The sequence below is a fragment of the Fusobacterium mortiferum ATCC 9817 genome (genome assembly GCF_000158195.2).
Classification (GTDB): Bacteria; Fusobacteriota; Fusobacteriia; order Fusobacteriales; family Fusobacteriaceae; genus Fusobacterium_A; species Fusobacterium_A mortiferum.
Window position 1 is genome coordinate 1 of record NZ_GL987988.1, and the last position, 13,198, is coordinate 13,198.

Annotated in this window: 12 protein-coding genes and 2 rRNA genes; all 14 read left to right on the forward strand. The window is 30.6% G+C overall.

Annotated features, from left to right (window positions below):
* Nucleotides 1-165: 165 nt before the first annotated feature.
* The 14 genes from rrf (FMAG_RS01020) (at nucleotide 166) to pgeF (ending at nucleotide 12,830) form a co-directional block, all read left to right on the forward strand.
* Nucleotides 166-282: ribosomal RNA gene (rrf, locus tag FMAG_RS01020) — 5S ribosomal RNA — on the forward strand.
* A 23-nt stretch (nucleotides 283-305) separates the two neighbouring features.
* Nucleotides 306-422 (forward strand): 5S ribosomal RNA (gene rrf, locus FMAG_RS01025).
* Nucleotides 423-647: 225 nt separating this feature from the next.
* Entirely contained in the window at nucleotides 648-1,130 is a 483-nt protein-coding gene (locus tag FMAG_RS01030) for an NADH-quinone oxidoreductase subunit NuoE family protein (RefSeq protein ID WP_005883240.1), read from the forward strand.
* 40 nt (nucleotides 1,131-1,170) lie between these two features.
* Complete coding sequence (locus FMAG_RS01035; protein ID WP_005883243.1) at nucleotides 1,171-2,949, forward strand: NADH-quinone oxidoreductase subunit NuoF; 1,779 nt, start codon at nucleotides 1,171-1,173, stop codon at nucleotides 2,947-2,949.
* A gap of 18 nt (nucleotides 2,950-2,967) precedes the next feature.
* Nucleotides 2,968-4,725, forward strand: coding sequence for an NADH-dependent [FeFe] hydrogenase, group A6 (locus FMAG_RS01040; protein WP_005883245.1), 1,758 nt, complete (start codon nucleotides 2,968-2,970; stop codon nucleotides 4,723-4,725).
* A 321-nt stretch (nucleotides 4,726-5,046) separates the two neighbouring features.
* Nucleotides 5,047-6,228, forward strand: coding sequence for a DUF3798 domain-containing protein (locus FMAG_RS01045; protein WP_005883247.1), 1,182 nt, complete (start codon nucleotides 5,047-5,049; stop codon nucleotides 6,226-6,228).
* A 52-nt stretch (nucleotides 6,229-6,280) separates the two neighbouring features.
* Nucleotides 6,281-7,870 carry a sugar ABC transporter ATP-binding protein gene (locus FMAG_RS01050; RefSeq protein WP_005883249.1) on the forward strand — a complete coding sequence of 530 codons (1,590 nt, stop codon included), beginning with the start codon at nucleotides 6,281-6,283 and terminating at the stop codon, nucleotides 7,868-7,870.
* Nucleotides 7,871-7,880: 10 nt separating this feature from the next.
* Nucleotides 7,881-8,903, forward strand: coding sequence for an ABC transporter permease subunit (locus FMAG_RS01055; protein ID WP_187073661.1), 1,023 nt, complete (start codon nucleotides 7,881-7,883; stop codon nucleotides 8,901-8,903).
* Nucleotides 8,881-10,005 carry an ABC transporter permease gene (locus tag FMAG_RS01060; RefSeq protein WP_154500573.1) on the forward strand — a complete coding sequence of 375 codons (1,125 nt, stop codon included), beginning with the start codon at nucleotides 8,881-8,883 and terminating at the stop codon, nucleotides 10,003-10,005. The genes FMAG_RS01055 and FMAG_RS01060 overlap by 23 nt, the downstream gene beginning before the upstream one ends.
* Complete coding sequence (locus FMAG_RS01065) at nucleotides 10,005-10,373, forward strand: DUF6672 family protein (RefSeq protein WP_005883255.1); 369 nt, start codon at nucleotides 10,005-10,007, stop codon at nucleotides 10,371-10,373. Before FMAG_RS01060 ends, FMAG_RS01065 begins: the two co-directional genes overlap by 1 nt.
* Before the next feature lie 140 nt (nucleotides 10,374-10,513).
* The gene (locus tag FMAG_RS01070) at nucleotides 10,514-10,684 is read left to right on the forward strand and encodes a 4Fe-4S binding protein (protein ID WP_005883257.1); all 171 of its coding nucleotides are present in this window, start codon (nucleotides 10,514-10,516) and stop codon (nucleotides 10,682-10,684) included.
* A 61-nt stretch (nucleotides 10,685-10,745) separates the two neighbouring features.
* Complete coding sequence (locus tag FMAG_RS01075; RefSeq protein ID WP_005883259.1) at nucleotides 10,746-11,030, forward strand: Smr/MutS family protein; 285 nt, start codon at nucleotides 10,746-10,748, stop codon at nucleotides 11,028-11,030.
* 57 nt (nucleotides 11,031-11,087) lie between these two features.
* Nucleotides 11,088-12,101 carry a 3-deoxy-7-phosphoheptulonate synthase gene (aroF, locus tag FMAG_RS01080; RefSeq protein ID WP_005883261.1) on the forward strand — a complete coding sequence of 338 codons (1,014 nt, stop codon included), beginning with the start codon at nucleotides 11,088-11,090 and terminating at the stop codon, nucleotides 12,099-12,101.
* Nucleotides 12,102-12,104: 3 nt separating this feature from the next.
* Nucleotides 12,105-12,830 (forward strand): peptidoglycan editing factor PgeF, encoded by a 726-nt coding sequence (gene pgeF / locus FMAG_RS01085; protein ID WP_005883264.1) that lies wholly within the window; start codon nucleotides 12,105-12,107, stop codon nucleotides 12,828-12,830.
* Nucleotides 12,831-13,198: the final 368 nt, after the last annotated feature.

The window sequence follows — 13,198 nt, forward strand, 5'->3', positions numbered from 1 at the left end:
CTATGATTATTTAGACGCAGATGACTGAAAGGAATCAGCGTTACCTGATATTACTATATAGTTTTGAATGTTCCATTAAATAAAGAGTAACAAAGTTACGATTATATTAAATGAGACACAGATGAGTGAAAGAAATCTGTGCTACATTAAAAGAAGTTAATAATGCTTGGTGAGAAGAGCTACGGGGGTACACCCAGAAACATTCCGAACCTGGAAGTTAAGCCCGTAAACGCTGAAAGTACTTGGAGGGAAGCCTCCTGGGAGGATAGGAACTTGCCAAGCTTTAAATTAAATAATTGTCAATGCTTAGTGAAAATAGCTATGGGGGTACACCTAGAAACATTCCGAACCTAAAAGTTAAGCCCATAAACGCTGAAAGTACTTGGAGGGAAGCCTCCTGGGAGGATAGGAATTCGCTAAGCTTTTTTTTATTTTTTGTTTTGTAAGTTTAAATCAAATAAAATTAGAATATATCAAAAAATGATCGTTTATATTTTATGATTTTAATCACATTTTTATAAAAAATCAGTAAAATCAACATAAATTTATTGTTATAAAAACGATTAATTTTTATTCAAAAAAAGAAAAAAATATTGACTTTTTTAAACAAAGTGATAAAATTAATGTAAGATATGAGGAGGGATAGTATGATATGTAAAGATAATGTTGGATTTAAAGAACTAGAAAATTATATTTTAACACTAGAAGATAAGAAGAGTTCATTAATTATAATACTTCATAAGGCACAGGAAATATTTGGATATATTCCAGAAGAAGTACAAGAATTTATTGCTGAGAAAATAGAAGTTCCAGTTTCGAAAGTATATGGAGTAGTAAGTTTTTATAATTTTTTCTCTATGGAGCCAAAAGGAAAATATCCAATATCTGTTTGTACAGGTACAGCTTGTTATGTAAGAGGAGCAGAGAAAATACTTGAAGCACTTCAAAAAGAATTAGGTTTAAAATTAGGTGGGGTTACTGAAGATGGATTATTTTCATTAGATTCTTTAAGATGTGTAGGAGCATGTGGATTGGCACCTGTAATGCTTGTTGGTAAAGATGTTCATGGTAAAGTAAAACCAGAGGATGTAAAAAAAATAATAGAAAATTATAAAAATTTAGAAAAATAAAAAATTATTAAGGAATTGAGATGTAGTTTTAGGAGGACATATGAATAAGAAAATTTTAATATGTGGTGGTACTGGATGTCTTTCATCAAAAAGTAAAGATATAAAAGAAAATTTAGAAAAAGAATTAAAAGAAAGAAATATAAATGATGTTGAAGTAGTATTGACTGGGTGTTTTGGATTCTGTGAAAAGGGACCAATAGTAAAAGTAGTTCCAGCTAATAATTTTTATATTGAAGTAAAACCAGAAGATGCTAAAAAGATAGTTGAAATAGATATTATAGGGGATAAAAAAGTTGAAAGAATACTTTATAAAGACCCTGTAAGTCAAGAAGCAATTTTAGATTATAAAAAAATGAACTTCTATCAAAAACAAGAAAGAAGAGTCTTAAAGAATTGTGGAGTAATAGACCCAGAAAATATAGATGATTTTTTAAGAAATGATGGATATAAAGCTGCAGAAAAAGCTATTAGTGAGATGACTAAGGAGTTTGTAATAAAAAATATAATTGATTCTGGACTTAGAGGACGTGGAGGAGGAGGATTCCCAACAGGTATAAAGTGGGATATTGCTTCTAAAAATCATGCTGAACAAAAATATATAGTATGTAATGCTGACGAGGGAGATCCAGGAGCATTTATGGATAGATCAATACTAGAAGGAGATCCACACTCTGTAATTGAAGGAATGATGATAGCAGGATATGCTATTGGAGCTACAAAGGGATTGGTATATATTAGAGCTGAGTATCCTCTAGCTATTTCTAGATTGGATAAAGCTATTGTTTCAGCAAGAAAAAGAGGATATTTGGGAAAAAATCTTTTTGGAACTGATTTTGAATTTGATATTGAGATAAAATTTGGTGCAGGAGCTTTTGTTTGTGGAGAAGAAACAGCACTTATTCATTCAATGGAAGGAAAAAGAGGAGAACCTACTTCTAAACCACCATATCCAGCAGAAAAAGGTTTCTGGGATATGCCTACAGTAGTAAATAACGTAGAAACTTTAGTAAATGTTCCAAGAATAATATTAAATGGAGTAGAATGGTTTAGAGAAGTAGGAACAGAAAAATCTCCTGGAACAAAGGTATTTGCACTTTCAGGTAAGATAAATAACGTAGGACTAGTAGAAGTACCTATGGGAATAAGTTTAAGAGAGATTATTTTTGAAATAGGTGAAGGAATAAAAGGTGGAAAAAAATTTAAAGCTGTTCAAACTGGAGGACCATCTGGAGGCTGCTTAAATGAAGAGGATTTAGATACTCCTATTGATTTTGATAGTCTTGCTAGCAAAGGGGCTATAATGGGTTCTGGTGGAATGGTAGTAATGGATGAAGATGACTGTATGGTTTCAGTTGCAAAGTTCTTTCTAGAATTTACTCTTGATGAGTCATGTGGAAAATGTACTCCATGTAGAATAGGAAACACTAGATTGTATGAGATATTAGATAGAATAACTAAGGGAAAAGGAAAGTTAGAGGATTTAGCTTTACTCAAAGAGTTATCTGAATGTATAAAAGCTACTTCATTATGTGGATTGGGACAAACTTCTGCTAACCCAGTATTATCAACATTGAATAAATTTTATAATGAGTATATAGACCATGTAGTTGAGAAGAGATGTACAGCAAAAGCTTGCCAAAAATTAATAACCTATGTTATAACTGATGCTTGTAGAGGTTGTACAGCTTGTACAAGAGTTTGTGCTGTCAAAGCTATTGAAGGAAACATTAAAGAGAAACATTTTATTGATCCTGAAAAATGTGTAAGATGTGGTGCTTGTATATCAGCATGTAGATTTGGTGCAATTATAAAATTATAGTGGGATAGGTGAAGATATATGAAAATGATAAGACTTAAAATAGATGGAAAATTAGTAGTGGCTCCAGAAGGAACAACTATATTAAATGCAGCCTTAAAGGCAGGAATATATATACCGCATCTTTGTTATATGGAGATGAAAGAAGTAGGGTATAAAAATGATTGTGCATCTTGTAGAATATGCGTGGTCCAAATAAAAGGAATGAATAGATTGATACCATCTTGTAGTACTCCAATAAAAGAGGGAATGGAGGTAATAACAAACTCTTCAGAAGTGATGCATAAAAGAAGAGTTGTGTTAGAATTAATGTTATCTGACCACCCTAAAGATTGCTTGATATGTGGAAAAAATGGGAATTGTGAATTACAAAAATTAGCTATATCTTTTGGAATTAGAGAGATGAGATTTGCAGGAAAAGAAGGAAAACATGATAAGCAGCATTCTATTTCTATAACAAGAGATATAACAAAATGTATTATGTGTAGAAGATGTGAAACAATGTGTGGAGATATTCAAGGATGTGGAATATTAACAGGTGTAGATAGAGGATTTAATGTAATAGTAAATACAGCTTTTAATAAAAATTTACTAGAAACTAATTGTACTATGTGTGGACAATGCGTTGCAGTGTGTCCAGTAGGAGCTTTATATGAAACTGATAATACTTTTAAACTTGTAGAAGATTTAATGAATCCTAAAAAGAAAGTGATAGTTCAAGTTGCACCTGCTGTAAGAGTAGCAATAGGAGAATTATTTGGAGTAGCTCCTGGGATAGATATGACTAAAAAATTAACAACTGCTTTAAAAAGATTAGGATTTGATGGGGTATTTGATACTAACTTTGCTGCTGATGTTACAATAATGGAAGAAGCAACAGAATTAAAAGAAAGAATTTTATCAAGCTTAAAAGGAGAAAAAGATGTAAAATTACCTCTATTTACTTCTTGTTGTCCTGCTTGGGTAAGATTTGTAGAATTAAATTATCCAGAGTTTAGAGATAATTTATCTACAACAAAATCTCCACAACAAATTTTTGGAGCATTAGCAAAAGAGTTTTGGGCTAAAGAAAAAGAGATAGATAAGAAAGATTTAGTTTGTGTATCTATTATGCCATGTACTGCTAAAAAATATGAAGCTTCAAGAGAAGAGTTTGTGAGAGATGGAGTAGCTGATGTAGATTATTCTATAACAACTAGAGAATTAGGAAGATTATTAAAACAATATAATATAAATCTTTTAGAGATGCCAGAAGGAGAGTTTGATTTACCATTGGGAGAATCTACAGGAGCAGCTGATATCTTTGGAAGAACTGGAGGGGTATTAGAAGCAGCAGCAAGAACTTTATATGAATGGATAAGTAATGGTAAATTAGAAAACTTAGACTTTGTTCCTTTAAGAGGTTTTGAAGAGGTAAGAACAGCAGAGATTGAAGTAGAAGGAATTAATTTAAGAGTTGCTGTTGTTCATGGATTAGGAGCAGCTAGAAAATTATTAGAAGAGATTAAAAATGGAAGAGGGCATTTTGATGCTATAGAAGTAATGGCATGTAAAGGTGGATGTGTAGGTGGAGGTGGACAACCTTACCACCATGGAGATTTTGAAATTGTAAAGAAAAGAGCAGAAGGATTACAGGTAATAGATTATCATAAAGAGTTAAGAGAATCTCATGAAAATCCCTGTGTAATAGATTTATATGAAACTTATTTAGGAGAAGCTAATGGGGAATTAGCACATAAACTATTACATACTCATTATATAGATAGAAAAAATAAATAGTAAGTAAAATATTAAATTATAATTGCACCTAAAATCTGGCAAAAGATAATGGTGCAATTTTTTATAGAAATAATTTAAAAAAAATGAAACTTTTTTTAAAAAAATAAAATAATTTTTCAAAAAAATATATATAAAAAAGTAAATTACATATAAAAAATATATAATAAACAAAATAATAATATTTTTTATTGACAGATGTGACAGTTAGGTGTATAATCATTGAAAACAGATTTAAAAAGTTGAAACATAAGTGCTAAAAAAATAGTACTTTTTTTAATGAGGCATTTTTTAAATCTAAATATTAAACATAAGGGGGAGAATATGAAAAAATTACTTTTAACTTGTTTGATGTTTGTTGTATCACTTTTTACTTTTGCAGCAAATCCAGACTATCATATTGGAGTAGTAAGTGGAACTGTTTCACAATCTGAAGATAGTCTTCGTGGAGCTGAAGAATTAATAAAAATGTATGGTGCTGTTGATAAGGGAGGAATGGTTACTCATGTAACTTATCCAGATAACTTTATGCAAGAAATGGAAACTACTATATCACAAATGGTAGCTCTAGCTGATGACCCTAAAATGAAGGCAATAATAGTTGTAGAAGCTGTACCTGGAACAGTAGAAGCTTTTAGAAGAATAAAAGAAGCTAGACCTGATATCTTACTTGTTGCTAACTCACCACATGAAGATCCAGAAATTATAACTGAAGTTTCAGACTTAGTAACAAATCCAGATAACGTAGCAAGAGGATATTTAATAGTAAAAGCAGCACAAAATATGGGAGCAGATAAATTTATGCATATCTCTTTCCCAAGACACTTAAGTTATGAATTATTATCAAGAAGAAGAAATATAATGGCAGAAGCTGCTAAAGATTTAGGAATGGAATTTATAGATGTTTCAGCTCCAGACCCAGTAAGTGACGTTGGAGTTGCAGGAGCTCAACAATATATATTAGAACAAGTTCCTAACTGGTTAAATAAATATGGTAAAAATGTTGCTTTCTTTGCAACAAATGATGCTCATACAGAACCATTATTAAAAAGAATAGCTGAAGATGGAGGATATTTCGTAGAAGCTGATTTACCATCTCCTACAATGGGATATCCTGGTGCTTTAGGAATCAAATTTACTGAAGATGAAAAAGGAAATTGGCCAAAAATATTAAAGAAAGTTGAAGATACAGTAGTAGCTAAAGGTGCTGCTGGAAGAATGGGAACTTGGGCTTATTCCTATAACTTTGCTTCAGCAGTAGCATTAGGAGATCATGTAAGAAACGTAATTGAAAAAGGAACAGAAATTACTGACTTTGATGCTATTATAGAATCATATAATAAATTTACTCCAGGAGCAGGATGGAACGGAAGTAATTATGCTGATGTAAATGGAGTAGAAAAAGAAAACTTCTATCTATTATACCAAGATACTTATGTTTTAGGAAAAGGATACTTACACATGACTGGTGAAGAAGTACCTGCTAAATATTTTGAAATAAAATAATAAGGTGAGGGGAACATTTCTCCCCTCATTTTTCTTTAAGGGGTGAAAAGTTTTGAGAGAGATATTATTAAAGGTTGAGAATCTTTCCAAAGCATTTGGAGAGAATGTAGTTTTAAAAGATATTAATCTGGAGGTAAAACCAGGAGAAATAGTAGGACTAGTAGGAGAGAACGGAGCAGGAAAATCTACATTGATGAAATGTATATTTGGTATGCCTGTTATTTCTGAAACTGGAGGATATGGAGGAAAAATATATTTTGATGGACAAGAGGTAAATTTTACTTCACCATTTGATGCTTTAGGTGTAGGAATAGGAATGGTACACCAAGAATTTTCATTGATACCAGGATTTAAAGCTTCTGAAAACGTAGTTTTAAATAGAGAATCAACTTTAAATAGTTTTTTAGAAGGAGTTTTTGGTTCAAGAATAAAAGCTATCGATAAGAAAGAGATAGATGAACGTGCAAAAGGAGCTCTTTCAAATTTAGGAGTGGATATAAAGTCTAGTACAGTAATTAGTGAAATGCCTGTTGCACACAAGCAGTTTACAGAAATAGCTCGTGAGATTGAAAGAGAGAATACAAAACTTTTGGTGTTAGATGAGCCAACAGCAGTACTTACAGAAGAAGAGGCAAAAGTTCTTCTAGAAACTATGAAAAAATTATCTGAAAAAGGGATAGCAATACTTTTTATAACTCATAGACTTGACGAGATATTATCAGTATGTGATAAGGTAGTAGTTCTAAGAGATGGACTGTTAATAAACTCAGTAGCTACTAAGGATACAAATGTAAATCAAATAACTGAATGGATGATAGGAAGAAAGATGGAAGGTTCTTCTCAAGAAACAAAAGCTAAAGATGAACCAAAAGAAACTATCATCTCTATAAAAAATCTTTGGGTAGATATGCCAGGAGAGGGAGTAAAGAATCTTTCTTTAGATATTAAAAAAGGAGAGATTTTAGGACTTGGAGGAATGGCAGGTCAAGGGAAAATAGGAGTAGCTAATGGAATAATGGGGCTTTATGATGCTAGAGGAGAAGTTACTTTTAAAGGAGAGAAGATAACTTTAAATTCTCCAGCTGAACCATTATCTAAAGGACTTTTCTTTGTATCTGAAGATAGAAAAGGAGTAGGGCTTCTATTAGATAGTTCAATAGAGGATAATATAGCTTATCCAGCTATGCAGATAAAGAATATGTTCTTTAAAAAAGCTTTTGGAATATTTAATATAGTAGATGAAAAAGCTGTAAAAGAAAATGCACAAGAGTATGTAAAAAAATTAGAGATAAGATGTACTAGTGAAAAGCAAAGAGCACAGGAGCTAAGTGGAGGAAATCAACAAAAAGTTTGTCTAGCTAAAGCTTTCACTATGAATCCAGAAGTATTATTCGTATCTGAGCCTACAAGAGGAATAGACGTAGGAGCTAAAAAACTTGTACTAGATACTTTAAAAGAGTATAACAAAGAAAAAGGAACAACTATTATAATAACTTCATCTGAAATAGAAGAACTAAGAAGTGTATGTGATAGAATAGCTATAATAAATGAGGGAAAAGTTGAAGGTATTCTACCACCAACAGCTGATATATTAGAATTTGGTAAGATGATGGTAGGAGTTAAGGAGGCAGGAAATGAATAATATAAATAAGATGATAAAAGAGGCTGGTTGGCCAAGAATAATAATAGCACTATTTCTTTTATCAATGTATGTAGTGTCTCCTTTTATTGGAATAAATTTAAAAGCAGCTTTAGGAGATACATTAGTAAGATTTGGAATGAATGCAATCTTAGTATTGTCATTAGTACCTATGATACAAGCTGGGACAGGACTTAACTTTGGTATGCCATTAGGAGTAGAGGCAGGACTTTTAGGAGCTGTTATAAGTATAGAGTTAGGATTAAAAGGTGTTACAGGAGTATTTGGAGCAATAGTTTTTTCTCTTCCATTTGCACTTTTATTTGGATGGCTTTATGGTCATATTCTAAATAAGGTAAAAGGTGGAGAGATGATGATAGCCACTTATATAGGATTTTCATCAGTTGCTATTATGTGTATTATGTGGCTTATACTTCCATTCAAAAGTCCAGATATGATTTGGGCATATGGAGGAGAAGGATTACGTACAACTATAAGTGTAGAAAACTATTGGCATAAAGCATTTGAAAAGGCTCTACATATAAATACTGATTTACTTCCATTAGGAGAGATTGTATTCTTTATTATATTAGCTTTCTTTATTTGGATATTCTTTAGAACAAGAAGTGGTTATGCTATGAAAGCTGTAGGAACAAATGATATGTTTGCAAGAGCTACTGGAATAAATATTGATAAAGTAAGAGTACAGTCAGTAGTAATGTCAACAGTTCTTTCAGCAGTTGGAATAATAATATATCAACAAAGTTTCGGATTTGTACAATTATATTTAGCACCATTTTATATGGCCTTTCCAGCAATAGCTGCTATTCTTATTGGAGGGGCATCTGTAAATAAGGTTACAATAGCAAATGTTGTAGTAGGGACATTCCTTTTCCAAGGAATACTTACAATGACACCTACTGTTGTAAATGGACTTATAAAAACAGATATGTCAGAAACAATAAGAATAATAGTATCTAATGGAATGATACTTTATGCTTTAACAAGAAAGGATGGTGCTGGAAGTGGAAAATAAGATAAAGAAATTTTTGATAAATAATATAGTACCTATATTTATGATAATTATAATAGTAGCTTCAATTCCAATATCTGGATTAAGTATGGAGTATATTATTCAAGAGATAATACTTAGACTTTCTCGTAACTTATTCTTAGTTCTTTCATTATTAATTCCAATAATTGCAGGAATGGGACTTAACTTTGGTATTGTTTTAGGAGCTATGGCAGGACAACTTGCTCTTATCTTTATTACAGATTGGCAAATTGTTGGATTACAAGGATTTTTCTTGGCTATTATTTTATCTCTTCCAATGGGAGCTTTGATGGGGCTTATTGGTGGAGTTGTATTAAATAGAGCTAAGGGAAGAGAGATGATTACTTCTATGATTCTTGGATTTTTTATCAATGGAGTATATCAACTTATAGTTTTATATGGAATGGGAAAAGTTATTCCTATAACTGATAGTTCAATTCTTTTATCAAGAGGATATGGAATAAGAAATGCTATAGATTTAAAAAATATAAGAAGAGCTTTAGATGATGCAATAGTTTTAAAAATTGGAGAATTTTCTATTCCTCTATTAACAATAGTTGCTGTTGTATTATTCTGTCTGTTTATAGTTTGGTTTAGAAAAACAAAATTAGGACAAGATATGAGAGCAATAGGACAAGATTTAGAGGTATCTAAATCAGCTGGTATTGCTGCAGATAGAACAAGGGTTATAGCAATAGTTATATCTACAATGTTAGCAGCAATAGGACAAATAATTTTCTTACAAAATATAGGAACAATGAATACTTATAATAGCCATGAACAAATAGGAATGTTCTCAATAGCTGCTCTACTTATAGGAGGAGCTAGTGTAGCAAAAGCTTCTATACCAAATGCTCTAAGTGGTGTTATACTTTTCCATGCTATGTTTATTTTAGCACCAAGAGCTGGTAAAGAGTTAATTGGTTCTGCACAAATAGGAGAATATTTTAGAGTATTTGTATCTTATGGAATAATAGCCTTAGTTCTTATTATGCACCAATGGAGAAGAGAGAAAGAAAAAGCTGAAGAGAGAAGAAGAGCATTAGAAGCGGCACAAAATAGTAGTAAAGGAGAGGATAAATAATGAAGATGATAAGAAACTGGATACTTCTTATGATAGTAGTTATTGGAATCTCAGTAGCACTATTTATAACTGGAAGATTACATAGTGTATATTTTGAAAATAAGACTAAAAATGGTTATGAAGCTATAAAGGATATCTCTTATTCATTAAATGGAGAAAAGGCTAAAAAGGTAAGAGTTAATAGAAGAGGAATGGGAGAGGTAAAAGGAAGAACTCATGAACTTGTAGTAACTTATAAAGATGAAGCTGGGAAAAAACAGGAGATAAAGAAAAGTATAACTCTTGGAGCAACAGAAAATGTAATTATATATTTGCCAGTATTAGTAGGTAATGGAGAAAATTGGATGGAAGAGTTTAAAGCAAAATAAACTTTAATCATCAAAATATTAGTGTAAATAAGTGATTAATATTTTTTAAATTATACTTGACAAAATTTGAAAAATAGTATAAACTTTATTTAAGTAAGTTAAAAGAAAGAAATTTTAAAAATTTATTAGGAGGGATTTGAATGCACGTAATAGATAAAGATACTTGTATCGGATGTGGAGCTTGTGAAGGAACTTGTCCAGTAGGAGCTATATCAGCAACTGATGATGGAAAATTCCAAATCGGAGAGGCTTGTGTAGACTGTGGAGCATGTGCTGGAGGATGTCCAGTATCAGCTATATCTGCTGAGTAATTAAGTTATTAAAAGAGTCCGAAGGGACTCTTTTTTTTTACTTTTTAGGAGGAACGTATTCATGTATAATGAGATAGATTTACATCAAATGAATTTTGATGATGCTCTTAGAGTATTTATAACAAAGTATAATTCTCTATATAAAAAGGGAGAAAGAAGAGAGATTATGGTAATACATGGGTATGGTTCAAAATTTTTGGATAGTACTCCAGTAATAAGAACAAAAATAAGAGAGTATTTTTTGAGAAATAAAGAATGTGTAAAAATGAGATTGGATATAAATCCAGGAGTTACTTATGTTATGCCATTAAAACCCCTACCATTGCCAAAGAAAAAGAAAAGATAATACTTTAAAATTTTAGACTAAAGTTGTATAATTTAAAGAAAAGATTAGGAGAAAATTATGTATATAAAAACTAAAAGAGATATAGGTGAACAAGAAAAAAATGAAATTTTAAAATTTCTTCAAGATAATAGATTAGGAAGTATTATTTTAAAAGAAAATGATTACTACAAAATAGGAGTAGTTGGAGATAAAAAGAATGTTGATTTAGATAGACTTCTATCTTTTGATGGAGTAGATGAGCTAGTAGCTATAGGAAAGAGCTATAAGTTTGTAAGTAGAGAGTTCCAGCCAGAGGATACAATAATAGATATAAAAGGAAGAAAAATAGGTGGTGGAAATTTTTTAATGATGGCTGGTCCTTGTGCTATTGAGAGTAGAGAATCAATATTTAAAATAGCTGAGGAAGTAAAAAAAACTGGGGCTCAAATATTAAGAGGTGGAGCTTTTAAACCAAGAACTTCTCCTTATGATTTTCAAGGATTAGGAGAAGATGGATTAAAATATATGAGAGAGGCAGCAGATAAATTTGATATGTTAGTAGTAACTGAGGTTATGGATGCTAGTGATATTCCTTTAATAAGTAGATATGCTGATATATTTCAAGTGGGAGCTAGAAATATGCAAAATTTCTCTTTATTAAAAGCATTGGGGAAATGTGGAAAACCAATTCTTTTAAAAAGAGGATTAAGTGCAACAATGAGAGAGCTACTTATGGCAGCAGAGTATATAGTAGCTTATGGAAATAGAGAGGTTATACTTTGTGAAAGAGGAATAAGGACTTTTGAAACTATTACAAGAAATACTGTGGATATAAATGCTATTCCGTTACTAAAAGAAAAATCACATTTACCAGTAATTATAGATGCTAGTCATGGAACAGGAAGACGTAGTTTGGTAGAGCCTGTAACTTTAGCTGGAGTAATTTCTGGAGCTGACGGAGCTATGGTTGAGGTACATGAAAATCCTGAGTGTGCTACTTCTGATGGAATGCAATCTCTATACTTTAAAGATTTTGAAAAGTTGATGAGAAATCTAAATAAAGTTTTAAAATTAAAAAATGAGTTGGAGTAGTTTATGTTTTTAGATAGAGAGAGGTATGTAGAATTAAAAGAATGGAATAAATTTGGAATATCTGCTATCTACACTAAAAAAAATTATGGAAATATAAAAGAGATGAGTAAAGAAAAGATATTAAAGGATTTTTCTTTGGAGGGAAAATATATTGTATCAGGTTTTCAAACTCATAGTGATAATATTGTAGTAGTAGATAGTTTAGAAAAATTATATTTTGAAGATACAGATGGATTTATTACTAATAGAAAAGATATAGTTATATTGACAAAATATGCAGATTGTTTACCTATATATTTTTTTGATGAAAAAAAAGAGATCATAGGAACAGTGCACTCTGGCTGGCAAGGAAGTTATAAGGAGATAGGAAAAAAAGCTATAAAACTTATGATAGATACATATGGATGTAATTTAGGAGATATTAGAGTAGCTTTTGGAATAGGGATATCTCAAAAAAATTATGAGGTAGGAGAGGAGTTTCTACAAAAGTTTAAAGAAAAATTTTCTAAAGAATTAATAGAAAAAAGCTTTAAAAATGAAAATGGGAAAATATATTTTGATAATCAGGAGTTCGTCTATAGAAATTTATTAGAATTAGGGTTACTAAAAGAAAATATAGTACTGAATAAATTGTGTACTTATGAAGGAGAATTTCATTCCTATAGAAGAGATAGAGAAAAATCTGGAAGAAATGGAGCTTTGATATATAAAAGGGATATTACAAATTAAAAATTTGTAATATCCCTTTTTCATATATAAGGAAATTATAATTTGACTTTTTAAGAGAAAAATAAGGAATTAGTTAATATTTCTATTAGAAGTTTAATAAAATAAGAAAAAATAAATATTTTTGTAACACAAAAAAGCTGATTTTAATCAGCGCTACCAACAATATTCTTTCCAACAAATGGAGCCTTTTGATATATTAAAATATGAAATTCTTCTTACTTTCATTTTAATTTTACAATTAAAACAATAGAAAGGATTTATTCCAAATGTTTTCCAGATTTCTAGTTGATAAAATGTAGTTTTAGTATATTGTAATTTATATTTTTTTATTTTAGAGATAATAAATTTAAGTTCTTTTTTTATATTTC